The organism is Dielma fastidiosa (genome assembly GCF_000313565.1).
Lineage (GTDB): Bacteria > Bacillota_I > Bacilli_A > Erysipelotrichales > Erysipelotrichaceae > Dielma > Dielma fastidiosa.
Genome location: NZ_HE578930.1, coordinates 158,057 through 181,838 on the forward strand (window position 1 = coordinate 158,057; position 23,782 = coordinate 181,838).

A 23,782-nucleotide genomic window follows, 5' to 3' on the forward strand; every position below is an offset into this window, starting at 1 on the left:
ATTTGTCAGCTTCGATAATTATCTATAATGCTTTCTGAACTTTGCCGGGAACATAAATATCTTCCACGTGCGTGTGTGAAATCCTGTCATGAATCATACGGCTTTGATCCTTATCTCTTAACGCGAGCAATAAGGATAACACACAGATGACTGCTACCGGACCGCTCAGCAGCATGTCCATCATGCCTGTATCAAATGGCAGATATTTTGTAATCAGCAAGGTTTTGAATGTCGATGTGAAGAAATAGAAGGTGCCTTCTAATACAAGACAGCCAAGCACAAAACGAATCAGCATGGTTTTAAAAGTGACTTCACTGTGATCATCATGGAACACCTTGATCTGAAGCATTCGCTGAGCAGGTGTCTGACCAATCCAGATCCGGCATGGCACCCAGACGTAATAGAATAAGAAAATAAGAAACAGGACAGCCATCAATATCCACGCCTGAGAGCTTGTCATCCCGTTAAGATTATACTGTACCTCAATCTGTCCCTGATTGAAAAAGCCATAGCACAGTGAAATCGCGATATTAGCCAGTACCCCGGATAAATACCAATCAATACCAAATGCCAACACTCTTCTTATAAAATAACCGCCGCGGCTTGAATTATTTGTTACAACCATTTTTTTCTTTGCCATAGTACATCCTCCAGCTTATGCTTCTATTATAAACGAAGCAAGCTGAAAACGCTTAACTACAATTTCCTAGCATTAGGAAATTGTATCCATTTTAATGAAATATCAATGATATTCAGTCATAGAGGAAATGATATTTCGCTAAAGAATATTATTTAGCTTCTGTGCTGACATTCATTTCTAAGTTTTTGCACGCTGATTCACAAAAAACAAAAAAATCAATCTTTCGATTGATTCTTTAGTTAATAATATAACGCTAGATGTTTATAATTAAGGGGAAGAGAAAAATGGTTTTTCTGTGAATCTATTGTTATATCTAACAAATTAATAATCAGCTATTAACTTTGTCAACATCATTATACAACATAATTTCATAAATGTAACCATGAAAATCAAAAATTTATAAGATTTATTCATTTTGCGTCGAAAAATCATGATTTTCGGTTTTTTCTTCAATAATTTCAAACATTAAAGCCGCATCAGACTTAGAAACCTGCTTAGAAAGCATCAAAACTCTGACTGTCAGTTCACGGTATCCGAAGACAATCGTTATGATATCTCCAACCTTGACCTCACTGCTCGGTTTTGCTATCCTGCCATTGATCAGTACACGTTCATTATCCGCCAGTTCTTTTGAAACGGTTCGCCGCTTCAGAATTCTGGCTACTTTTAGGTACTTATCTAAACGCATGCCATCACCTCGCAACTATTTTAACATTTAAACCTCATATTTGCGAGATAAAAGTTGCGCAAACGCCGCGACACAGCGATTCTCCTTCACATCTACAGGCTCATTGCTCAATAAAACAAAACTGCCCTGCCAGTAGCTTTCAACCACAACGGGAAAGAAACAGCCATCATAAAGTGACGCGTCATTCTCAAAAATCTTTTCCTTGGTAAAGGGAGTATCCCGGTAAACAACCGCATGTGAGAACAATGATTTCGCGCAGGGCTGCTGGGTTCCCGTTACCTCATCCTTAATAAACAGCACTTTCTTGTTTAATACACTCTGCAATGTTTCACACATATCCTGAATTTCACGCATATGTTTATCAAGCAGCTCATATTTCTGCAGAATAATTTTATCATTTTCAATATAAAACTCGATGGAATCGCCTTCTTTTAATCGATATTGTTTTCTGATCTCCTTGGGTATAACTAAACGTCCAAGATCATCTAAACGGCGAATGATACCTGTTGCCTTCATTCATTCACACTCCTTGCACGTTTAGTATTGGCAAAGAATGAGCTTTTATAACCGATTAATGCAAATTTTTACTCTCTGACAACAGTTCCGCTCATTTCCAGAACCTCAATGACCTGTTTCAGCCAGTTCTTGTTTTTAGGAAAGCGGATTTTAATCTTATTTTGTGTATAACGCAGTACAATATCACGGGATAAAGCTGTGATTTGTTCAAATAGCTTCACACCGTCAGCATGCTTCGACCACTGCTCTGTAAAGGTAAGCTCGGCATCCTTGGCATTTTCTTTGAAATTTTCTACATTTGCCTCATTAATCAGTATATCAAGACGCTTCTTTTCAAACAGCAGCTGCACAGATTTAGGCAGTGAACCATAGTTATCCTCAATCATATCCATCATTGCCAGCAGTTCTTCCTTAGTCTCAACTTTATCGATTTGCTGATAAAGCGTAATCTTTTCATAATCCTGATCGGTAAAGGTACTTGGGATATAGGCGTCGACATTGACATTGGCACGTTTGATTTCCTTTGGCACGACTTTTTTAATTCCCTTTTGTTCATTAATCGCGTCATGCAGCATTTCAATATACATATCAATACCGATCGTATCAATAAAGCCAGCCTGCTGCGGGCCAAGCATATCACCGGCGCCGCGGATCGTTAAGTCACGCATGGCAATCTTATAACCAGAGCCAAGCTGCGTAAACTCTTTAATTGATTTTAAACGCTTCGTCGCGATTTCCGAAAGCTGCTTCTGCGGTGAATAAAGCAGATATGCGTATGCTAAGCGGTCTGAACGGCCGACTCTGCCCTTAATCTGATAGAGCTGACTTAACCCAAACTTATCCGCATCCTCGATAATAATGGTATTGGCATTAGGGATATCGATACCGGTTTCAATGATTGTGGTGCAGACTAATACCTGATATTCATTGTTGGTAAAACGCATCATGACATCTTCGATTTCTTCTCTGTCCATCTGGCCATGAGCGATTCCGATTTCCATATCCAATTCATTGCGCAGCTTCGTTGCCGTCGCATAAATATTCTTAACATTGTTATATAAATAGAACACCTGTCCGTCACGGGCAACCTCGCGCTGAATAATTTCTTTAATTAAATTAAAATTCTTCTCAACAACATAGGTCTGCACCGGCATACGGTTCATCGGCGGCGTATCTAGCTGAGAGAGTGAGCGCACACCAATTAATGACATCTGCAAAGTACGCGGAATCGGTGTCGCACTAAGTGACAGAACATCGATACCGGTTCTTAATTCCTTGATTTTCTCTTTGTGCTGAACACCAAAACGCTGCTCCTCATCGATAATCAAAAAGCCAAGATCCTTAAAAACGACATCCTTGGACAATAAACGATGGGTGCCGATCAATATATCAACATTGCCATCCTTCAGATCCTGAAGAATTTTCTTCTGTTCCTGCGGCGGTACAAAACGATTTAATACTTCGATACGCACCGGATAGTTTCTAAAACGTTTCTTGAAGGTCTTAAAATGCTGCTGCGAAAGAATGGTGGTTGGACACAGATAAGCTACCTGCTTATTGTCAACCACAGCCTTGAAAGCCGCACGGATTGCGACCTCTGTCTTACCAAAGCCAACATCACCGCAAAGCAGTCTGTCCATTGGCTTCGCTGATTCCATATCTTGTTTAATTTCATCCACCGCTTTTTTCTGATCCGGTGTTAAATCATAATCAAAATCATCCTCAAACTGAAGCTGGTAAGGTGTATCCTTAGAAAAAGCGAAGCCGATATCTTCACTGCGCAATGAATAAAGAGCAACCAACCGCTGCGCAAGCTCGGCGACATTTTGACTGATGCGCTTCTTGGTCTTCTCCCATTCGCTAGAACCTAACTTATTCAGTTTCGGTGAAGCACCCTCCTTAGAAACAAATTTTCGAATCAGACGGAATTGCTCCAAAGGAATGAATAAAACATCATTATCTTTATAAATTACCTGCAGGAAGTCTTTGTGATGACCCTCAATCTCCTTGGTAACAATCCCGTTATACATACCCACACCATGCTGGTTATGTACGACATAATCACCTTTTTCAAGCTGAAGATAATCATCAAGAACTTCACCTTGTTTAAATTTATTCGTATAACGGCCAAGCTTTTTCTGTTCATGAAAGATTTCTTTAGATGAATAAACAACGATCTTTTCTTCGGTTAGTTCAAACCCTTCTGCCAGCTTTTTGACACAGAGTGAAATACCCTCTGGAATTTTATCATTTTCATCAATCATTTGATATCGGATCTCATGATCATTAAAATACTTTTTCACAATACCGATTTCTGAATGATCTAAACAGAACAGCACGCTTTTTTTCTTGCTTTCCTTTACAGCCATGTCCAAGCATTTATCTAAAGAAAGCTCAGGGCGCGGCAGCTGCAGAAAACCGCTGACGATTGGCTGTTCTATGTTCACAAACAAATTAACATGAATACAGTCACGGCCGGCAGTCAGCTTATCGATTGAATTAAACTGTGTATAGACAGGCAACCCCTGACCTGTGGCATTCAGCTCCTGAATGTAATCAATAGTTTCTTCATTGACTTTTTTCTCAACTTCATGAATTTCCTCATCAGTAGAAAGAATGATACATGCGTCTTGGGCATAATCCAGCAATGAACTATGCTGATCCAGCAAAGCATAATAACGGTATAGGTGATTTTCTCTTTGATGGTTGCTTAAAGCATCAAAATCATTCTCAATAAAAATATCAAACTGACGCTGTATAGCTGCTTCTGCCTGACGCTGTGCTTTCTTTTTCAGCACATTGCCCTTTTCGATGATCGTGCTGATATCTTCATCGGTAAACAGCAAATCCGTAGCCGGTATGATTTTCACATGGTCACGTTTTTCAATCGTTCGCTGAGTTGCCGGATCAAAACAGCGGATACTCTCGATAACAGTATCAAAGAATTCAATACGGATCGGATAATCCTCATTCATTGAATAAACATCGATAATACCGCCCCTTGATGCAAAGCATAACGGCTGGTCAACTCTTGACACGTGCTCATAACCTGCCATAAACAGCTTCATTTTTAATGTATCCATGCTGATTTCATCATCAACCTTCAGTTCCATGCTTACAGCCTTGAATAATTCCGGTGAGGGCATAAAACGCATCAGCGCGCCGGTATGAGCCACAACAATTTTAGCCTTGCCTTCAAGCATCGCATTCATGGTTTCCAGCTGTACCGCTTTACTCTCCGGAGAGGCGGCAATGGCCTCAACTCTCAGCGATTCCTCCACGACAAAAGGCAGCACCTCAACATCAACGAGGGGGGTCAGCCGCTCGATCAGCTTCTGTGCTGTATAAACATTATTCTTCACTATCAGTAATGACTGCCGGCTTTGTCTGTATAATGCCGCATAAAGCAGTGCTTCTTCAGTTAATGATAAATTCCCTAATGAGCTTTCTTTGCGCAGCAGACTCTCGACCGCTGGATTCTTCACCAGTTCATTTAATAAACAATTCATAACTAAGCGTCCTTCTGATTGTATTTATTCATCACATCCGCAAAAGGACGGTCGATGAATTCAATAGCCGCACTGGCTGCTTTATCTCTGGCCGCTTCAAACAAAGCCCGGTCGGCCTTTGGAAATTTACCAAGTACATAATCAGCCGTCAGCATCAGCGGATCTTTGCCGATGCCAATGCGTATTCGTTTAAAATCCTGCGTACCTAAATGAGCGATGATGTTCTTCAAGCCATTCTGGCCGCCGCTTGAGCCCTTTTCTCTTAAACGAATCTTACCCACCGGCAGATCTAAATCATCGACAAGCACCAAAATATCGCTTACTGGTATATTATAAAAACGCGCGCATTCACCTACCGCTTCTCCGGAAAGGTTCATATAAGTCTGCGGTTTCATCAGGATCACCGTTTCACCCTTGACCTTGACATTACCGATCAGCGCTTTAAATTTTTTTGTATTTACATCTGTGTTCAACCTTGAAGCAACCTCATCAAGTGTCATGAAACCCGTGTTATGACGCGTTTTTTCATAATCTCTGCCTGGATTGCCAAGTCCTACGATCAATTTCATCTAATCACCTCGCGTATCAATCATTATAGCGTACTAAAATTTAAAATTAAAGCATTATTTGCAGAAGCAGACCCGCTGCTGATGAGAATAAAAACATATACAACAAAAGCAGACTATTCTCGCGTTTATTCTTGTTTTGCTTCCATAAAACAGCCATGCCGATGCCCGCTCCCGTACATAAGCCAGCCACCATTGAACCAAAAGACAAGCCGCCCAGCACATAAAGCTGTACCAGCAGAATAGAAGCCGCGCAATTAGGAATAAAGCCAATCAGTGCCGCCGCAAACGGCTGAAGCATTGGATGTACATTCAGCAATGAGGACAGGGCATCTTCACCGATACCAAACAGGACAAAGCCGATTACCAAATTAATACCTAAAATAAACATTGTAGTTTTCAAAGTACGGTTCAGCGCGTTCATAAAACTATTTGAACCGCAGCTGCAGCCCGGATCAGAGAGTTCGATCTCAAAATCATCCTCTTCATTCAGTGTTTTTTTATAAAGTACAAAATCAAGAAGATAACCCGACAGAATGGCGATTACCAGCTTTAATATTAACAGCAGTCCCAGACTTTTATATTCTGAAGGATAAGCCAGCAGCATCGGCAGCGCTTCGTCACTGGTAGCCATAAAGCAGGCAACCAAGGTACCGGCACTGATCCCCTGCTGCGCAAAGAGTGAGGCGGCAATAACTGAGAAACCACACTGCGGCACTAAACCAAGCAAGGCTCCGAATAAGGGACCCAGATTTTTAATAAATAGATAATTTAAACGGTAAGCTGAACTGCGTTTATCGATAAAATCAATCAGTAAATAAGATAAATATAAGAGCGGAAGCAGTTTAACTGTATCCACTAATGCGTCAATTATTACATCAATCATGCAATCCCTCCTTAAAGGCACGTTAGATTATAGCACAGATCGGATGGTAAAGAACACTGAAACGAATAGAACAAATAAGATAATATAGAGATTTATCGCTTTATTCATATTCAGATAGGCGATAAATTCACGCAGAAAGGCCATCGGCAGATAATAAGAAACCGTTGGTGCGCCAATTCCTTCAGCTCTTTTCAAGCCGGCTTTACGAGCATAGATGCCTGCACGAAACAGATGATAATTATGCGTCGCTATCACACAGCGATATTTTGGCTTAACCGCATCCATCATTTCCTTAGAGTAAATAAGATTCTCATAGGTTGTCCGTGAATGATCCTCCACTAAAATTTTCTCATCCGGTATCCCTCTTGCCAGCAGCTCCATTTTCATTACCACCGCTTCCGCAAGCTTTTCATCAGCACCCTGACCGCCCGATACGATAAAAATTGGTGTGCTGTCATTATAATGCTGCTGCTTTTTATAAAAATTATACCCGGCATCAATACGCTGCATCAATAAAGGTGAAGGTTTATCATAAAGCAAACCACAGCCAAGAATGATAATAAAATCCTGATCCAGCTTAGGCTTATTCAAATTAAAAAGCATTGAACTGACCAGAAAGCTGACAAATAAAAACGTAAAATAACCCACTAAACCAACGATTCCGTAATAGATCGGCATCGGCAGATAGAGGGCATGATTAGAGGCATAAATAGGCAGATAAAAAATAAAAAGGAAGATTGTGAACATGCCTAAGCCTACGGCAAAAGACAGCAGATTGCACAACCGTTTTCCTTCAAATTTGATTAATAAAAAGCCGTTAAAAATCATCGCCGCACCCACTGAAAAAAACAGCAGCGGCAGTACCGTCATGATTGCCCATAACAGGAAAAAGCCCATAGCTGAAATAATCAAATGCGGACTATTTTGCATAGACTGCAGCAGATAAATCATAAAACAGAGCATACTGCCGCATAACAGCTTGCCATTTAAAACTGTTCGTTTATCGATGAAATACGAGATAAAAAAGGCTGCAAGCAGAATTTCAGCGAGTAATCTCATAAATGTCTCCTTATTTCTTTAAAACAAAATAGCGTATAAACTCAAAAGTCTGAAGACCCCCGCAAATAAAGATATCAACCGTCATATTCGCATAAAGCTTATTAATGATCAGCTTCTCTACCTCCATCGCGGCTAGCTCTGCCTCACTGTTTGTGAAAACCGAGGGTACCTCTTTGCGGATGATTATTTTCGCATTATTAAACAGCATCGAAAAGATTTCCAGCTTTGTCATCTTACTCATAATCGTTTTTAAATAAGCATTTACTGAATCCGTATCAAAGATGATATCAACATCATAATCCTCATCGAGATAGCCAAAGAAGGTCTTGCGGTATTCCTCAACCCAACGTTCCTCTTCATATTCAAAACGCGGTTTAAATTTCTTGGCCTTCAATAAATCATTTAAAGTTTGTCCATAAAACCAAATCTCAAAATTATCTTTGGTCGCAAACCCATACTGACTCACATAATCTTTATATTTATCCCCATCATTCAGCGGGAAAATCCTTACTTTATCAGTTTTAAAATGCTGCTGCTGAATATATTCATACCCCTTTAATATTTTGCTTTCAGCCTGCAGACCGCGTGTATGAATGACCAGATAAAGCAAGACGCTGATGACCGCTATCGGCAGAAAGACAAACATTTCGAATTTAAGATTCATCGTAACGATCAGCGCCAGATAGGCAATAGTCGGCAGAAAGCATGATATAAAGATCTGAATACCGTTCTCACGCAGGCCTTCCAGATAGAGTACATCAATAAAATTCAGTCCAATCGGCACTTTGACTGATTTATCATAGGAATCATATTTTATCATCTTATTCCCCCTGCTATTCTAATAGAACAGTTTACTCACTTAGCGCATTCTTAATCATACTTTCCAATACACTTTGAAAAGCCTTGATCTCTTCCTTACTCAATCCCTGATACAATGAAGCCTGAAACTGCTGTCTCGCCTTTTTTAGTTTGGCAAGCACGGGTGCCGAGCTCTCACTCAGCGTTAACCGCAAAATTCTTCTGTCCTTGGGATCTTCCTTGATAGTCAGAAAACCGCGGCTGCATAGAGAATCTACTGAATGGCAGACTAATGATTTTGAAATACCGCGGTATTTGCATATATCCTTAGCCGTATTAAATGAAGGATTATTGGAAAGGTATAATAATACATCAATTTCATTTGGCGCTAATGAATATTCAGCAACGCTTTTCATGCATGCCTGCCGGTCTTTTTTAATAATTTTGGCAAAGGTTACACATGGATTCAATTCAGCCATCACGATCACCTCACTTGTAGAAGCCTTTACGTTCTTTATCAAGTATAAATTCAATCACAAAACGAATATCTCTTTGCGCGCGGCGGCTTAAACCGCTAGGCAGATAAATTACATCATTCTCAGATGTACAGCTTTTTAAGTCAGAAACACCTAACAGATAGTCCATAGTTACATTAAATACTTCCATAATTTTTATTTTAGTCTGGTCACTGGGATGAATCAAACCCCGTTCATAAGAGGATATCGTATTTACTGAAACATTAAGCAGCGGCGCTAATTCCTTTTGGGAATAGTTTGCTTCTTCCCTTAATTCCTTTAATCGAATACCAAAACTGCTACGTTCCATTGTTTCACCTCAGCGATTAATCTGTCAGCACTATTTTAACACAGTTATGATACTTTGATAAGTGGGTGCTGAATGCTGAAAACTGATAACTTCGCATGATGAAGAAAAAAAGATTCACAATTGAATCTTTCTTTAATTTAACAATCATTCTCCCATATACAAGCGGCTGTGAATACTGTGCAGATAGTTCTGATAATCCTGACTGCCATACAGGGCATCTTTAATATTCACTAATTCAACTTTATTCTCGATGATCCATTGTTTCAGCTTTGGATCACACATTGCCTTTATGTCAATCACCCGAGCTAAATTAAAATGTTTCGATGAATCAAAGTATATATAATCATCAAGATAACCTGGATGCCAAGCTGTTATGACGATATCCTCTTTTAACAGCTGATCCTCATCATTCAGATAATAAGCGACAGGATCATACTTTTCTCTTTCTTCAGCATAATCAGAATAGAGAATCTTATAACATGAATCATGCTGGCACGGCATAAATATATTCAAATGCTTCCATCGATCCGCCGGTACCGCTTCTTTTCTGGTTTTGCGGTCAACTTTGCGCATGAAATCATAAGCAATGCCATATTCATCGCATACTTGCGCCCGTGCTTTTTCAAATAATAAATCATGATTTATGGTCGTACAGATTGGGGCATGACCTAACAGACGGATACAGCGTTCAATCTGCGCCCGGCATTCAATCAATGCTTCCTCATAAACAACATCATTTTTAAGCGCCTGGTCAACTCTGAATTTAAACTGTCCCGCTTCATTCAGCAAGGATGGAATCAGCTTTGGATCAGCAACTGGCCGTCCCCAGAAATGACCGCCATGCCAGCCTACTGAAACCCATGGATAGGCTTTGATTTGTTCAATGGCATCCTCCGTTCCAGGACAGTCAAGCATTAGATCCACATAGGTTACAACACCTTCTCTAACCGCCTTAATCATGCCGTCATTATATGCTTTTGTATAACCAAAATCATCAGCTCTCATAACTAGTTTCATTTAATTATCTCCTTTTTATTAAAAATGAGAGATAGCCAAAACGGTTATCTCCCATGATCCTTATTTCAAAGCTGCATTCAGCATAGGCATAAAATCAGTAGCGGCTTCTGAAGGTACAAGCTGATATTCCAGCTTAACACCTAGTTCATCCAGCTTATGAAATGCCTCTGCGTCTTCAGGTAAAACAGCTACTGATTTACATACAGCTATTTTATCTGAGGCTTTACTCATATTGCCTACTGTAATATTTTCGACGTCGAAACCTTTTTCATGCAGTTCCCAAAGCACTCTTGGGTTCTTGCAGACAATTGTGATCCGATCAGTGTCATATTTATTATTTTTCAGATTAGTGGCAGCTTTATCAACAGTTAATACTGAAAGACGGATACCATTTGGGCAGGAAATCTTTAACACTGCCTTTAATACATCATCGGATGCCGATTTATCATCAATAACAATGATGCGGGTGCATCGCCATGCGCCAGCCCACATTGTGGCAACCTGGCCATGAATTAAACGTTCGTCAATACGTACAGCAACTATAGTTTGCATAATGTCCTCCTAAATGATATGGAAGAAGGTAAGTAAAACGGCAACGATAATTATCGTCCATACCATTTTTACAGTCGTCATTTTCTTCATACCTAATCCTAAGTATACCAGAACCGTAGCGCATATTGGCAATAAGAATGGGAAAATTGAATCGAGGATTGCCTGAATCGACTGAGCAGCGTCACCATTGACATATTCAAAGATAACCTGCAGCTTAACGGTAGAAGGAATCATACAGCCTACCACAGTTAAACCTAATACGGTTGCCGCATTTGTCAGCGCTTTAATTTGATCCTGTTTGGTTGTAATGAAGGCTGTTCCTTCACGATAGCCAAGCCAGAAGAAATAATACTTTATGCAGTAAAAAGCAACAATGTTCACTAAGAATGCCAATACTAAGCCAAAAGCTGAACCATCTAATGCCATATAACCAACTAATGAACTTAAAATTACCTTCGTACTGATTTTGAATAATGAATCACCTAAGCCGGCAAAGGGTCCCATAAGACCTGTACGGATACCGATTGCAATATCCGTAGCGGCATCGGATTCCGTTTCTTCAATAGCTAAGCAAGCACCCATGATGATTTGTGACATAGTATTTTCTGTGTTATAAAATGCCAAATATTTTTGAAGCTTATCTGCTATCACATCATCATTGCCCTCATAAATCTTTTCGATAGCTGGTCCGATTGCCTGTGTAAAACCGGTTGCCTGCATCGCTTCATAAGAGAAGGACTGCCACTGATACATCCAGCTGCGCAGCTGTACCTTTTGAACATCCTTTTTAGTAAGCTTACTCATCATCGTCACCTCCTAATGCTTTTTCTAAAACCGCAAATTTATTCTGCTGGTTAAATGCTAATAACGCTAATGCTAAACCAACTAATGCTGTACCCAGGGCATTAACACCCAAGTAAGCGAAACAGAAGAAGCCAATCAGTAAGTATTGGAAATTGCCCTTTACCTGTAACTGACGAAGCAGGATGGCAAAACCTAAACATGGCAGAATATTACCGGCATTTTTAAAGCCCTGAAGCAGCCATACCGGAATGGCTTCAGTAATACCAGCAACTAAGGCACTGCCGGCTACCAAAACGATAATTGTTGGAATTGTAACTTTTAATAAAGTCAGCGGTGCTAAGCCAATATGAATCCAGTTGTATCCTTTTTTAAAGTCATGAGCTTCAAAACAAGCTTGTGCTCTATGTAGGAAGAATGATCCTGCTGTTTTACCAAAAACATCAAGTGTTGTGGAAAGTGTAGCTACTACAATACCGACTGCCATACCTGTTTCTACACCAGATATTGCGCCAAAGGCTGTACCGATAACGGTTCCCATATTGTAATCAGGTACCGTTGATCCGCCTAATGGATTTAAACCGATATTCATCAGCTCATAAGTACCGCCGATAAATAAGCCAACCTCCATGTTTCCCATGATCGTGCCGACAACAACGCCATGTAATACACATCCACCGGCTGTAAAGCCTCCAAATAATTTAGAGTATACGTCATAGCCTGTGAACCATAACAGAATAAGAATGATCTGCATAGCTGTAAACATAAGTAATTTACCCCCTTTATAGCTATTGATATATGATATTCATTGGTTTAAAAATTAACTGCGCGCACGGTTAATTCATATACAATGTTATATCCTTAATTCTACAAATTCGCTTCAATAACATTCATATATCCCAAGACATCTTCCTTGCGGTATTTGCTGCCGATTGCCCTTGCGGAGTCCTGATATAATCTGGGCTGTAAGATATATGAATAATAACCGTTTGTATATCCGAAGATCAGGCAGCACTTAGCTGGACTTTGACGCTTGATGCTGATGCCAAGCTCGCTGCCTAACTCACCGGGAGAAGAGACAATTTCTAAATCCTTGCATTTAACTATCGTTGAATATAACGTCAGATCGACATCCTGCATCTGCAGCTTACGGTCAATCTGAGCAATGTTATCTAATGCCAGCTTGCGGGCCTGAGCATCTTGAGCTGCTGCAAGCTGTAAACTGTATTTCTCACGATAAGCATTTAAGTATTCACGTTCATCATTAATTTTATATTGGACATGATACGTTACAGTAGAACATGATTCAAAGTGAAGGTCAAGCTTTTGATTAACCTCAATCTTCAGAATCTGCTGGGCACAGCCTTGCGCACAGCGTTCTAATTCGTCATAATCTGTACCCTGCCGATAAGCACGGTTACTGCAGTCACCGGCAGCTCCTACGATCATCGCGGGATAAACACCGATGCCAGCCGCCAGTTTATTCCTGACAGCACCGGCTAAATCAGCAGTCAGCAAATCATTTTCCGGATCAAGAACCGTTGAATGCGTTGCCCAGTTACATAAGGCAGCTACTGTTTTTTGTTCAGCATTTCTAAATTCTACCAGAATCACCTCATTATCGGCTTCCTCACCATAATAGATGCGGCTGCCATAATAACCTAAACATTGACCGCTGCCATAATAAGCCTCACTCTCCTGCAGCTCTTTAACACATTGCAAATAGCCTGCCTCCACCTTTTCGACAAAGGAATCATAATACTGCTGATCAAAGATACCTGTTGACCAATGCTTATGATAAGACATAACAGAATGATGATCATGTGTAGCACTGAAGAAAATCAAATCAGGATTCAATTGATACTTCTGTGCCAGCATGGCCTTGATCTCATTACAGGAAGCTTCTTCAAATTCAATATAATCAGCATTAAATATATAAAGCTGCTGATTATCTACTTCAATTAAACTGCATATTGCATAAATATCATCATGTACACCCTTGGCAGGCTGACGGCGGCTTTCATAGCGATTACCATAGCCAATTAAATAAAACTCTTTTTCAGGTGTCAGACATATTCTTACACTGCTTGCTTTCATATTACCATCTCCATGTTCATTCTATCGAATGGAAGCGCTTAACTCAATTCAGAAAATTTCCCTCTACTCATGGTAAATTTATAAAATCGATAAATTCAACAACCTTGCCGATATCCTCCAAGATTATATCTGCGCCTCGCTGATCAATAGCTCCTAATTCGTCTTTTAAGGCTGCTACATACGCGCCTGCTTTTTTACCTGCCGCAATCCCTAACTGAGAATCTTCAATAATTAATGTTTCCTCAGGTCTGACATTAAAGACTGCCATCGCATATTGATAAACATACGGATCAGGCTTAAGCCTGCCTAAATCAGTTGCGCTGGCAATTAAATCAAATGCCGAAGCAATGGAAAGTGAATCAAGAGCCGTCTGCAGTCTTGCCGCGGATGAGTTAGAAGCCACTGCCAGCTTGAGATACCGTTTTTTTAAAACCGTCAGCAATTCATCTAAATTTTTCGTTTTTAATGCTTTTAAATCAGGCCGGGTTGTCTTAAAAGCAAGAATTTCATCCTGATGAGCAATAAATGCGGCATCCTGATAAAATAACTTCTGCATTTTTTTCAAAACCTCACTGCCAATGGTACCTGCCATGGAAAAGATTTGTTCCTTGGTATAGGCTACCTGAAAATGATCCAGCATGAGCATCAGCTGTTTTAGCTTATACGTTTCTGTTTGTGCGATTACACCGTCAAAATCAAAGAGCACCGCTTTAATCATCATCGTCTAAAGTCAGCGTTGACAAGTAGCCCTTTGCTTCAATGATATTCTGCTGGCCGCCCTGTACGATTGAAGGCAGATCCACCTCTTCAAAAGTTCTTTTAGACAGATATTCCAACAGCATCGCGAAATTGATACCGGCGATACAGTCAATTTGATCGCTGAGCAGCGGCAAAGTCTGATTAAATGGTGTACCGCCAAATAAATCGGCAAAGACAATAGCTCCCTCGCCTGTATTCACTTCATCAATCGCCTGCTGAATTTGATCTCCAAAAGCTTCCGGTGAATCATCCGCTTTTAAACAGCAAGCCTTAACCTGCGGCAGCTCGCTGCCTAGAAACAGCTTTGCGGAATCAAGCATCCCTGCCGCCAGCAAACCATGACTGACAATTACCAATCCCTTCATTCACTTGCCTCCTTTAAGATATGCTGCATCGTATAAGTAAGCTGACTGCCCTGATAAATCTTCTTACCATATTGTATAAAACGTTCACCATTTCTTTCCACTTCACGTTTATAATCGTAACTTTGCGGATCTGCTAATACTGCCTCTGCCGCCTCAAGCCAGTTAGTAAGCACTGTATTTGTTTGATCCACAGCGCCATGACCGGGGAATACTCCTTCAATCTCATCAATTCTCGCTACAATTTTCCTTAACGCTTTCACATATTCATTCACAGAACAGAAATGAGTATTTGGTTCTTCAGCAATCTGCTGCCCAAAGTGGGATGTATCACCTGAGAATAAAATATGATTATGCTTATCAAGATAACCGCATTGGCCCGGTGTATGGCCAGGAATCAGCATTGCCTCAACTTCATAGCCATCACCTAAATCAAAGATATAATTATCCGGTATAGGAATAATTTCATAGTCTTTATAAGAAACTAAATCGTTACGGTCAAATTCTGTCCAGATACATTTGCCGTCTTTATCAAACAAATAATCCCAGATATGTGGATTCTGTGTTCGTTTCATCCTGAATACTTCATTTTCATGACAATATATTTTATCAAATTGAGCATTACCATAAGCATGATCATAATGTGAATGAGTATTAACAACAATTAATTCTTTATCATGAATAATTTCACGAATCAGACCCTTTAAATCACCGCAGCCAAAACCAGTATCAACAAGCAGCGCTTTTTTAGGCCCCTCAATAAGATACATCCACGGATCACCCATACCATCAAGACTTTCCGTAAAAATACCGTATACATTATCTCTGAATTTATATACTTCCGCATAGGGATTACATGCAAACGTCATTTTAGTCTTTGACTGTTCACGAAGAATTTTCATAAACGGCCACTTAAGCGGACTTTCACTTTCTCTGAATACAATACGTTTTGATTTTAATTGTGATTCTATTTCTCGATATCCTTTCATATCATTAACCTCCTATTTATCACTAAGCAATTTACGCGTTTTCCATTTGCCGCTCATAAAGTAAGCAAAGCACAGCAGTCCTGGTAAGGTGCGGGCAAATGCGGTACCCCACCAATAACCATAAGCACCTTGATTAAATACATTAACAAACAGCAGACTGAAGCCGATACGGCAGACAACACCATCCAGAATACCAATTAAGAAGCCAAGCGAAACGAAACCGCAGCCTGTAACCATTGCCTGGAATGTCCCTGTGATTGCCGACATAAAGAAATGCATAATCATAATCTTCATGTAAATTACACCTTCATCAATAACCGCCTGATCCGGTGTAAAGATGGCAAACAGTGCCTTTGGAGCAAATAACGCGATACCCGCGCAAACACTTGCCAGTACCAGACAGCATGCCAGAGTAACCCATGTGATTTTGCTGGCCCGATCAATCTTTTTGGCACCAAGATTCTGTCCGATCGCAGCACCTGAAGCTGTATTAACGCCTGAAACAAACACCTCAAGGAATTTATTGATCTTATTGCCTACCGCATTGGTTGCGGAAATTACCAATCCATATGAATTAACATTAGAATTAACCCAAAGCATAGAGAAGCGAACAAAGCTTGATCTTACCATTTGCGGAATACCCAAAATTAATATCAGCTTTAATGGCTCCCATTTCATTTTGAAATAAGAAAGCTTTAATTCAAAATCAAATTGCTCTTTATGCTTGTAAAGATAATAAAATGCAGCTGCAAATGAACCAAATTGTGAAAGGATTGTAGCGATTGCCGTACCGGCAGCCTCCATTCTAAAGACCGCAACCAATAAAATATCCATCACGATATTTACCGTGGCAGCAATCATAATAAAATACAATGGCCGCTTTGATTCACCCATACCTCTCAACACTCCGCAGACAGCGTTATAACCAAAAATAAAAGGAACTCCCAAAGCGGTTATAATCATATATGAAGCTGCCTGTTCCCATGCTTCAGATGGACAATTCAGTAAGCGCAGAATATCCGTATGGAAAAAAACACCGAATACCGCACAAACAATAGCCACCAGCATCATCAATGTCAGCAATGTGCCAATTGTTTCCTTTACCCTTTTTTCATCCTTAGCGCCAACTAGCTGAGCAATATAAATCTGCCCCGCCATTGCGAACGCGTTGGCAATCGGCATCAGCATATCGGCCAATTCTCCGCCGGTGGATACCCCTACTGTACCTTCACTGCCCATATACTTACCAATAATCATCAAGTCAACCATTGAATAAAATTGCTGAATCAAATTAGTTAAGATAATAGGAATGGCAAAGATAAGAAGCGTTTTTAAAATTTTCCCTTCAGTAAGATTAATGCCTACTTTATCTTTTTTTAAAACTGCCTCCATTCAATCACTCTCCTCATTTTAAGCTGTACTACCAGCTTGTCAGTCATAGTTTAAAATAAAAGGAGCAATAACTTAATTTATAAATTTACCTTTAACTAAAGGCGTAAAATAAAAATTGGCCCTAAGACCAACTTTATTCACTTTCTTCCAGCACACGCCGTACAATTTCATAATCAGTCATGCGCTCAAAAGTAAAGATTAATTCATCACTATGCATTAAACGAGCAATAAAACGGCTCATAAACTGAAGATGCTCGACATTATTATCACGAGAATTATAGACAATAATTGTCTGAATCATTTCATCCTTAAAGCGAAATGGCTTATCACAAATAATTATCTTGAGGAAGGTTTGATGCAGGATATCTTTAAACGAACGCAATACAGCAAGCTGATTCTTCCTTTCCGGTGATAAGATCGCATTTCTTTCATCAACCTCCTGAAAGAAGGCTTCAAGATTCTCGCATGATTTTAATACTTCAGCCGCAATATAATCATACAAATCCTTACCATTTTTTATATCTTTTGGGTAATAGATATCTTCAATCGCAACCATTTCATGTGTACGGAAATACTTAGGCTTATTCACCTGATTAATGAAACGCACAAAGTCGATGTTTTTACGGAAATAAAAGACTGGCAGCACCTTACTCTTTAATGAATCATCTAAATCCTTAGCTTCTATATTGGTTGCCAGAAAATCAAAATCATTGGGATTATACCGAAATAAATCACTGAATTCTGCAGGTATGAACTCTATATCATACGGTGTTTTAATCGTACTTAAATTTGAACACAGATTCTTTGCTTTATAATAACCTGAACGCAGGGTTACTAATACCCTTCTTTTAATCTGCTTGTTCATCGCTGTAACAAACTCATTGAAAATATAATAAAAGCTGGCGATATCATAAATTGAAGCTTCCAGACTTGTTTTCTCTTTAATAAATTTATAAAGAATCATACAGTAGTCCAGTGTAGACAACCCATCGCTGTACAGATTGCTGACTATATCATGATCTACAGATATATGATAAATCGTTTTAAAAAATAAGGATGCAAAGTTACAGGCAAGATCTTCTCGAAATGAAATCATATCAAAATATTTAATATTGTAAAAGCTGTCAAAGTAATCTAGAAATTCATCTGCCAGCTTATAAAAATCCTCAGGATATTCAAGAAAATTCAAATCTGAGGGAAGATAAGTCTGATAAGCGCTGATGACCCCCGCTAAAGTGAGAATATCTATTTCCGTATAAGTGACATCATCCGTGGCAGCTAATGATTCCCAAATTTCCTTGGCTGCTTGATAGGATGGCAGCAGTGATGCGTGAGTATATGTAAATTCAGGCAGTTCCAAATTATCACTGTATGCTTTTCGGGTTATTGACAATATGATCGTATAAGCTACCTTGCCCATGACTAAACCTGACATATGCAGATTATTTTGCTTCAGTTTCTCCAGTACCAAGGATTTTAATTGCTTATAGATGCCTAAACCAGAAAGGAAAAACCTTGAGAAATCATATTCATCATAGTCTATTTCCGATGGGAATCGTTTATAAATCTTATGCTCATAAATCAGAGCTAAGCGTATATCCCATTCATTGCCCACTACAATCAAACCATTGTTGGTTTTATTTTTTACCTGCAAACGAAAGGTTGACAGAAGCGCCTTAGCTTCAATCATATCACGATTTATAATGGAAGGTGAACAGCAGCAATCATCAGCAAGATCAGAGATAAATAAATTACCTGTATTGGTCAGCAGACGGCGAATGATAAAATGCACTCTTTCACGTTGATTATTTTCAAAATAGTGATGATTGTGATAGAAAGATTTAAAACTTTCCGCAAAATGGCTGAATTTCTTTTCATCTAAAATTTCACATTCATAACCCACTCCATAACGGCTTACAATTTGAAAACCGACAGTATTTAGATAATCATTTAATGTATCGATCTCTTTTTTAACAGTTTTTAAACTTAAACCGCTCTGCTTGGCAAGCACTAAACCGCTGATTGGTTCATTTGCATTCAATAATGAATACATGATAATTGCCTGTTTTTTTATCACCCGCATGTTCGCCTCCATAATTCTTCTCCTCAACATTTAACGTTAAATTCATGACATTTTGATTCTAGCACAAGCAATCTTTGTTGTAAACGCTTTCTTAGTTTTCAGAAACCTTTTGAAATTAACCAAAACAAAAAGCGGAGGACACCCCGCTTTCTAGTAATTACTCTTTAACTCGCTTAAAACTAACCGTGACAGTAAATAGATCCGCATTTGTTTCGACTTTGAATTCACCGTTACAAGCTTCAGTAAAGCTGCGCGCGATAGATAAGCCAAGACCGCTGCCGCCATCTGTGCGGCTTTCATCACCGCGTACAAAACGCTCTGTGAAATCAAGATCTGTCGGTATTTCTGTCCTAGATGTATTTTTAACACAGGCAATCGCCATTTCACCTGAAAGATTCAGGGTTACATAGACTCTTGAACCAGGCAGCGAATATAGCAGCGCGTTACCAATTAAATTTTGGAACACCCGATAGAGACGCTGACCATCTGCTAAAATCATAACCGGATCAGCCATGATTTCAGTTCTCAGAATAATATCACTCTCATCAATCTTCTCCTGCATATCCGCTAAAGTCTGACGCAGTAATTTACCTAAATCAAGCTCTTCAATATTGACCGGCAGCTGACCGCTGGCCGCCTTGCTGATCTCAAACACATCTTTTACCATCTCTTTTAAACGCTGAGATTTAGAATCCAGAATCGCAACATATTCACGAACATGATCAGGCAGCTCTTCTTCCTGTTTCAATAATTCAATATAGCTGATGATAGAAGTCAGCGGCGTTTTTATGTCGTGTGATACATTAGAAATAAGCTCTACTTTCATGCGCTCACTCTTTATCTGTTCATTCATCGCCGTAAACATACCCTGTTGAATATCATTTAATTCATTAACCGCTTTCGCAAGATCAGCGTCTTCAGGTCTTCGCAGAGTATTCGTCAAATCGCCGTTATGCACCGCTTCGATTTGATTAATCAGCGCGCCGACATCCTGACTGATCGTCTTGTTATTCTTCGCATAGGCTAGCTGGAAGAAAATCAGCAGACCGGCAACCAGCAGGAAGAATAATGCATAAGTCGTAATACTGATAGGTTCATAATAGCTGCGCCATGCCACAATAATCGCACTGAGAGAAGCGGCTGCCAAAACCACCTCAGCAATAAATACAGGCAGATAGCGATTCGTAATACGTTTTTGAAAAGGCAGTCTCAATTCACTAGTCTTAAATATGTTATAAACATAGCTGCAGATTCCATGCCACCAACGACCTCGATTATAACGCATATCATTAATTACAAGATAAATCAGCCAGAAGCATACAAGAAGGATATAAGTTCTGCCTTCCAATATCCGCTGCAGACCATAATAGAGATAATCCCATTCAATATATTCATAGCCATAGAAAAGCTCATTCAGATAATAATATAGATATTCTTTAAAAGACAGAAGCAGCAATAAAAACGGCAGAATTAAAATCAATAATTTTATCTCAAACCACACATGACCCGTCAATTCCGCAATCTTCTTATCCGCTGCTTTTTTATCTTTGCGCAGAATAATATAGATAACGATTAAAATTAAACCTAAAATGATTGACAAGCCCTGTGAGATATACTCTGATTTGCTGTTGTCAAAGTTTACCTTCAGCCAATATAATGAATTATCACGCTGAACACTGCCGCTCTCAGAATAATTTCCAAACATGTAAATCTTAGGTTCTTTCGCAAAGGCTATGACAATCTCTGATTTTGCTGATTTCTCATCCAATGTGAAATTCTTATATCCAGGCACATACCAATCACTCTCATCGCGATAATAACCGTCACCATATACGTCAAGCTCTTCCCCGTCTTTAATCATAGTGACTTGTTTACCATCAAAGTGAAGGAAAAAATTATAGCCTTCCGGCAGCGTGCCATTCTTATCTAATTTCAAATCATCATTATTAGAATATAACAGCTTGCCTTCATGATAAATCTGATAGAGGACATTTTTATCATCTTTAAGTCTGTCATGCAGCTTATCGATAAGACTTCGGCTGACAGTACCATCATCTTCATCATCCGGCACTAAATTATTAAAAGTATAAGTTGTAGCATAGGATGAATAAATATCGCTCTCATAGATTTCATTTGTATACCCATTATAGTAATTATACCAGCTGCTGATATTGCCGCCGGATGCCATTACAAGAAAACGTTCCAGATAATCTGACACATAGTATCTAAATTCATCTGTTGTCTGATAATCACCGGAAAAAGCACTGCTTACATCTTTTTTTAAAACGTCTACACTGCTGTAACGTACAAACAGTGATGACAGATTGCCAAGCAATATACTTATACCGAGGAAAAATGCGATAAAGCTAAATGTTTTTTTCCATTTTTTCAATTTTGTATCCAATGCCCCACACCACCTTTAAGTACTCTGGCTCTTTAGAGTTAAGTTCGATTTTCTCACGAATTCTGCGTATATGTACCATTACTGTATTTTCACAGGAATAAGCTTCTTCATCCCAGACACGGCGGTATATTTCTTCAGCTGGAAACACTCTGCCTAAATTGCGCATCAGCAGGTCAATGATTTTAGTTTCTATCGCTGTCAGCTTTACTGGCTCATCATCCGCAAACAGCGAACGCTCATCCACATGATAACGCAGTCTTCCATTATTAATAATATTGACTGAATTAACACTGTTGATATCGCCAAGCCGCGTATAGCGTCTTAAATGACTTCTGACTCTGGCAACTAATTCCTGTGAGTTATAAGGTTTGGTGATATAATCATCAGCTCCCATGGACAGCCCTAAAACCTTATCCGTGTCTTCACTCTTGGCACTTAACACAATAATCGGTAAATTACGTCTTTCGCGTATCTTCATGATGGCAGACAAGCCGTCTAACTTAGGCATCATGACATCAATCAGAATCAATTGAATGGAATGCTGAGCAATCAGCTCAAGTGCCTGTACACCATCATAGGCTTTTAAAACATGATAGCCTTCCTTTTCTAACAGGATTGCAATGGCTTTCACAATCTCATGATCATCATCAACTACAAGCACACATTCATTCATCTTAACCCCTCCTTGGCCTGTCTATATAATAGAACACGGTTCTTACAAAAAGCAGAACGCTTTTCTTAAATAAATCTTACATGATATAAGAATTGTATCATTGTCGGAAATAAAAGTCATCCTTAGCTGATATATCCTGCCAAATCTTCATTTATCTTACAGTAAGGCTTAAAGCACATGGCTGTTAAATAGAAAAAAGTGCTGAAACTCATAACGAATTTCAACACTTTTCATGTTTTTAATTAAGCAATTAAAGTAACATCAGCAGCCTGTTCGCCGCGGTTTCCTTCAACAATGGCAAATCTTACACGCTGACCTTCATTTAAAGTCTTATAGCCATCGATTTGAATTGCTGAATAATGAATGAAAATTTCTTTTCCGCTTTCTTCAGTAATAAAACCATAGCCCTTTTCTGCATTAAAAAATTTAACTGTTCCTGTACTCATTTTAGTACCTCCATTTTGTTCTGTAAACAAGCTGAAGTCGATAGGTATAAAAAAACACATTCTTCCTTGTACCTAAGACATAAATACAACTCTCGAATGTGAATAAGTGAATCATAGATATTGCTTTGAATTACTTGTTCATCATAAGCGTTATCAGCCCAATAGTCAAGCTATTTCGTAAAATAATGCAAATATAAGCTTTTTTATTCATCGTGCCGTAAATAAAGCATCGTTTAATTTTGCTATGACCGACAAGATGCGTTATATTTATTATATTAATTGTTTGTGATAACAGACATTTTAAAATTCCTTGATCCTCTAACTTTTCTTTAACCATCGTTTTGGTATAGTAACCATGCAATCACAAGTACTCACATCTGATGAATACTAAAGGAGGATCATAACATGATTAAAAAAATTGCATTTGGTTTACTTAGCGCTTCAGCGCTTACTATGCTTACCGCATTGCCGGCATTCGCAGCTGGTGAAACAGAGATTGCGGCAGAAATTACACCTAGTGTTACAGTTGAAGAAAACTCTATAGTCATTGACGGCGGTGATACTGAAGGTGAAATTCAGAATTTAGAATTAGGCAATGATGAAAAAGGTGATACCTTCATCATGGATAACGGGGAAAAGGTTTATATTACCACAACAACCGGTACTCTTGATGACAGTAATGTGACTATTACTTTCAAAAAAGCAAAATAAAGTTTAATA

General features: G+C 39.2%; 24 protein-coding genes. 1 reads left to right on the plus strand and 23 read right to left on the minus strand.

Annotated features, from left to right (window positions below; genetic code table 11):
• Window positions 1-22: 22 nt before the first annotated feature.
• The 23 genes from DAHG_RS15565 to DAHG_RS15680 form a co-directional block, all read right to left on the minus strand.
• Window positions 23-640, minus strand: a complete 618-nt coding sequence (locus tag DAHG_RS15565; protein ID WP_022939275.1) for an RDD family protein — start codon at window positions 638-640, stop codon at window positions 23-25.
• 406 nt (window positions 641-1,046) lie between these two features.
• Complete coding sequence (locus tag DAHG_RS15570) at window positions 1,047-1,328, minus strand: RNA-binding S4 domain-containing protein (RefSeq protein WP_022939276.1); 282 nt, start codon at window positions 1,326-1,328, stop codon at window positions 1,047-1,049.
• A 27-nt stretch (window positions 1,329-1,355) separates the two neighbouring features.
• The gene (locus tag DAHG_RS15575; RefSeq protein WP_022939277.1) at window positions 1,356-1,844 is read right to left on the minus strand and encodes an AbrB/MazE/SpoVT family DNA-binding domain-containing protein; all 489 of its coding nucleotides are present in this window, start codon (window positions 1,842-1,844) and stop codon (window positions 1,356-1,358) included.
• A 68-nt stretch (window positions 1,845-1,912) separates the two neighbouring features.
• Window positions 1,913-5,353, minus strand: coding sequence for a transcription-repair coupling factor (gene mfd, locus DAHG_RS15580; RefSeq protein ID WP_022939278.1), 3,441 nt, complete (start codon window positions 5,351-5,353; stop codon window positions 1,913-1,915).
• A 2-nt stretch (window positions 5,354-5,355) separates the two neighbouring features.
• Window positions 5,356-5,922 carry an aminoacyl-tRNA hydrolase gene (gene pth / locus DAHG_RS15585; protein ID WP_022939279.1) on the minus strand — a complete coding sequence of 189 codons (567 nt, stop codon included), beginning with the start codon at window positions 5,920-5,922 and terminating at the stop codon, window positions 5,356-5,358.
• A 46-nt stretch (window positions 5,923-5,968) separates the two neighbouring features.
• Window positions 5,969-6,805: a putative manganese transporter gene (locus DAHG_RS15590; RefSeq protein WP_022939280.1), complete on the minus strand. Its 837-nt coding sequence runs from the start codon at window positions 6,803-6,805 to the stop codon at window positions 5,969-5,971.
• A gap of 27 nt (window positions 6,806-6,832) precedes the next feature.
• Entirely contained in the window at window positions 6,833-7,864 is a 1,032-nt protein-coding gene (locus DAHG_RS15595; protein WP_022939281.1) for a YdcF family protein, read from the minus strand.
• Window positions 7,865-7,874: 10 nt separating this feature from the next.
• Window positions 7,875-8,684 (minus strand): hypothetical protein, encoded by an 810-nt coding sequence (locus DAHG_RS15600; RefSeq protein ID WP_022939282.1) that lies wholly within the window; start codon window positions 8,682-8,684, stop codon window positions 7,875-7,877.
• A 31-nt stretch (window positions 8,685-8,715) separates the two neighbouring features.
• Window positions 8,716-9,141 (minus strand): MarR family winged helix-turn-helix transcriptional regulator, encoded by a 426-nt coding sequence (locus tag DAHG_RS19960; RefSeq protein WP_022939283.1) that lies wholly within the window; start codon window positions 9,139-9,141, stop codon window positions 8,716-8,718.
• A gap of 10 nt (window positions 9,142-9,151) precedes the next feature.
• Window positions 9,152-9,487: a helix-turn-helix domain-containing protein gene (locus DAHG_RS15610; protein ID WP_022939284.1), complete on the minus strand. Its 336-nt coding sequence runs from the start codon at window positions 9,485-9,487 to the stop codon at window positions 9,152-9,154.
• A gap of 144 nt (window positions 9,488-9,631) precedes the next feature.
• Window positions 9,632-10,504, minus strand: coding sequence for a ChbG/HpnK family deacetylase (locus DAHG_RS20680; RefSeq protein WP_022939286.1), 873 nt, complete (start codon window positions 10,502-10,504; stop codon window positions 9,632-9,634).
• Between the two features lie 60 nt (window positions 10,505-10,564).
• Entirely contained in the window at window positions 10,565-11,056 is a 492-nt protein-coding gene (locus tag DAHG_RS15625; RefSeq protein ID WP_022939287.1) for a PTS system mannose/fructose/N-acetylgalactosamine-transporter subunit IIB, read from the minus strand.
• A 9-nt stretch (window positions 11,057-11,065) separates the two neighbouring features.
• Window positions 11,066-11,863: a PTS system mannose/fructose/sorbose family transporter subunit IID gene (locus DAHG_RS15630; protein ID WP_084744628.1), complete on the minus strand. Its 798-nt coding sequence runs from the start codon at window positions 11,861-11,863 to the stop codon at window positions 11,066-11,068.
• The gene (locus DAHG_RS19970; RefSeq protein WP_022939289.1) at window positions 11,853-12,623 is read right to left on the minus strand and encodes a PTS sugar transporter subunit IIC; all 771 of its coding nucleotides are present in this window, start codon (window positions 12,621-12,623) and stop codon (window positions 11,853-11,855) included. The genes DAHG_RS15630 and DAHG_RS19970 overlap by 11 nt, the downstream gene beginning before the upstream one ends.
• Before the next feature lie 101 nt (window positions 12,624-12,724).
• Complete coding sequence (locus DAHG_RS15640) at window positions 12,725-13,954, minus strand: neutral/alkaline non-lysosomal ceramidase N-terminal domain-containing protein (protein WP_022939290.1); 1,230 nt, start codon at window positions 13,952-13,954, stop codon at window positions 12,725-12,727.
• A gap of 67 nt (window positions 13,955-14,021) precedes the next feature.
• Window positions 14,022-14,675 (minus strand): HAD family hydrolase, encoded by a 654-nt coding sequence (locus DAHG_RS15645; protein ID WP_022939291.1) that lies wholly within the window; start codon window positions 14,673-14,675, stop codon window positions 14,022-14,024.
• Window positions 14,665-15,078 carry a PTS sugar transporter subunit IIA gene (locus tag DAHG_RS19975; protein WP_022939292.1) on the minus strand — a complete coding sequence of 138 codons (414 nt, stop codon included), beginning with the start codon at window positions 15,076-15,078 and terminating at the stop codon, window positions 14,665-14,667. The genes DAHG_RS15645 and DAHG_RS19975 overlap by 11 nt, the downstream gene beginning before the upstream one ends.
• Entirely contained in the window at window positions 15,075-16,064 is a 990-nt protein-coding gene (locus DAHG_RS15655) for an MBL fold metallo-hydrolase (RefSeq protein ID WP_022939293.1), read from the minus strand. Before DAHG_RS15655 ends, DAHG_RS19975 begins: the two co-directional genes overlap by 4 nt.
• A gap of 12 nt (window positions 16,065-16,076) precedes the next feature.
• A complete protein-coding gene (locus DAHG_RS15660) occupies window positions 16,077-17,456 on the minus strand; it encodes an MATE family efflux transporter (protein WP_022939294.1) in 1,380 nt (459 codons plus the stop codon).
• Window positions 17,457-17,589: 133 nt separating this feature from the next.
• Window positions 17,590-19,551, minus strand: coding sequence for a helix-turn-helix domain-containing protein (locus tag DAHG_RS15665; protein ID WP_022939295.1), 1,962 nt, complete (start codon window positions 19,549-19,551; stop codon window positions 17,590-17,592).
• Between the two features lie 145 nt (window positions 19,552-19,696).
• The gene (locus DAHG_RS20685) at window positions 19,697-21,943 is read right to left on the minus strand and encodes a sensor histidine kinase (protein WP_022939296.1); all 2,247 of its coding nucleotides are present in this window, start codon (window positions 21,941-21,943) and stop codon (window positions 19,697-19,699) included.
• Window positions 21,906-22,616, minus strand: a complete 711-nt coding sequence (locus DAHG_RS15675) for a response regulator transcription factor (RefSeq protein ID WP_022939297.1) — start codon at window positions 22,614-22,616, stop codon at window positions 21,906-21,908. The genes DAHG_RS20685 and DAHG_RS15675 overlap by 38 nt, the downstream gene beginning before the upstream one ends.
• A gap of 242 nt (window positions 22,617-22,858) precedes the next feature.
• Window positions 22,859-23,062: a cold-shock protein gene (locus tag DAHG_RS15680; protein WP_022939298.1), complete on the minus strand. Its 204-nt coding sequence runs from the start codon at window positions 23,060-23,062 to the stop codon at window positions 22,859-22,861.
• A 405-nt stretch (window positions 23,063-23,467) separates the two neighbouring features.
• On the opposite strand from DAHG_RS15680, the gene DAHG_RS15685 reads away from it, so the two are divergent.
• On the plus strand, window positions 23,468-23,773 hold the full coding sequence (locus tag DAHG_RS15685) for a hypothetical protein (protein WP_022939299.1): 306 nt from the start codon (window positions 23,468-23,470) through the stop codon (window positions 23,771-23,773).
• Window positions 23,774-23,782 lie beyond the last annotated feature (9 nt).

Bases quoted from the DNA above. Each gene is read 5' to 3' on its own strand.
- DAHG_RS15565 (WP_022939275.1), bottom strand. From the start codon at position 640: ATGGCAAAGAAAAAAATGGTTGTAACAAATAATTCAAGCCGCGGCGGT.
- DAHG_RS15570 (WP_022939276.1), bottom strand. From the start codon at position 1,328: ATGCGTTTAGATAAGTACCTAAAAGTAGCCAGAATTCTGAAGCGGCGA.
- DAHG_RS15575 (WP_022939277.1), bottom strand. From the start codon at position 1,844: ATGAAGGCAACAGGTATCATTCGCCGTTTAGATGATCTTGGACGTTTA.
- mfd (WP_022939278.1), bottom strand. From the start codon at position 5,353: ATGAATTGTTTATTAAATGAACTGGTGAAGAATCCAGCGGTCGAGAGT.
- pth (WP_022939279.1), bottom strand. From the start codon at position 5,922: ATGAAATTGATCGTAGGACTTGGCAATCCAGGCAGAGATTATGAAAAA.
- DAHG_RS15590 (WP_022939280.1), bottom strand. From the start codon at position 6,805: ATGATTGATGTAATAATTGACGCATTAGTGGATACAGTTAAACTGCTT.
- DAHG_RS15595 (WP_022939281.1), bottom strand. From the start codon at position 7,864: ATGAGATTACTCGCTGAAATTCTGCTTGCAGCCTTTTTTATCTCGTAT.
- DAHG_RS15600 (WP_022939282.1), bottom strand. From the start codon at position 8,684: ATGATAAAATATGATTCCTATGATAAATCAGTCAAAGTGCCGATTGGA.
- DAHG_RS19960 (WP_022939283.1), bottom strand. From the start codon at position 9,141: ATGGCTGAATTGAATCCATGTGTAACCTTTGCCAAAATTATTAAAAAA.
- DAHG_RS15610 (WP_022939284.1), bottom strand. From the start codon at position 9,487: ATGGAACGTAGCAGTTTTGGTATTCGATTAAAGGAATTAAGGGAAGAA.
- DAHG_RS20680 (WP_022939286.1), bottom strand. From the start codon at position 10,504: ATGAAACTAGTTATGAGAGCTGATGATTTTGGTTATACAAAAGCATAT.
- DAHG_RS15625 (WP_022939287.1), bottom strand. From the start codon at position 11,056: ATGCAAACTATAGTTGCTGTACGTATTGACGAACGTTTAATTCATGGC.
- DAHG_RS15630 (WP_084744628.1), bottom strand. From the start codon at position 11,863: ATGATGAGTAAGCTTACTAAAAAGGATGTTCAAAAGGTACAGCTGCGC.
- DAHG_RS19970 (WP_022939289.1), bottom strand. From the start codon at position 12,623: ATGTTTACAGCTATGCAGATCATTCTTATTCTGTTATGGTTCACAGGC.
- DAHG_RS15640 (WP_022939290.1), bottom strand. From the start codon at position 13,954: ATGAAAGCAAGCAGTGTAAGAATATGTCTGACACCTGAAAAAGAGTTT.
- DAHG_RS15645 (WP_022939291.1), bottom strand. From the start codon at position 14,675: ATGATGATTAAAGCGGTGCTCTTTGATTTTGACGGTGTAATCGCACAA.
- DAHG_RS19975 (WP_022939292.1), bottom strand. From the start codon at position 15,078: ATGAAGGGATTGGTAATTGTCAGTCATGGTTTGCTGGCGGCAGGGATG.
- DAHG_RS15655 (WP_022939293.1), bottom strand. From the start codon at position 16,064: ATGAAAGGATATCGAGAAATAGAATCACAATTAAAATCAAAACGTATT.
- DAHG_RS15660 (WP_022939294.1), bottom strand. From the start codon at position 17,456: ATGGAGGCAGTTTTAAAAAAAGATAAAGTAGGCATTAATCTTACTGAA.
- DAHG_RS15665 (WP_022939295.1), bottom strand. From the start codon at position 19,551: ATGGAGGCGAACATGCGGGTGATAAAAAAACAGGCAATTATCATGTAT.
- DAHG_RS15675 (WP_022939297.1), bottom strand. From the start codon at position 22,616: ATGAATGAATGTGTGCTTGTAGTTGATGATGATCATGAGATTGTGAAA.
- DAHG_RS15680 (WP_022939298.1), bottom strand. From the start codon at position 23,062: ATGAGTACAGGAACAGTTAAATTTTTTAATGCAGAAAAGGGCTATGGT.
- DAHG_RS15685 (WP_022939299.1), top strand. From the start codon at position 23,468: ATGATTAAAAAAATTGCATTTGGTTTACTTAGCGCTTCAGCGCTTACT.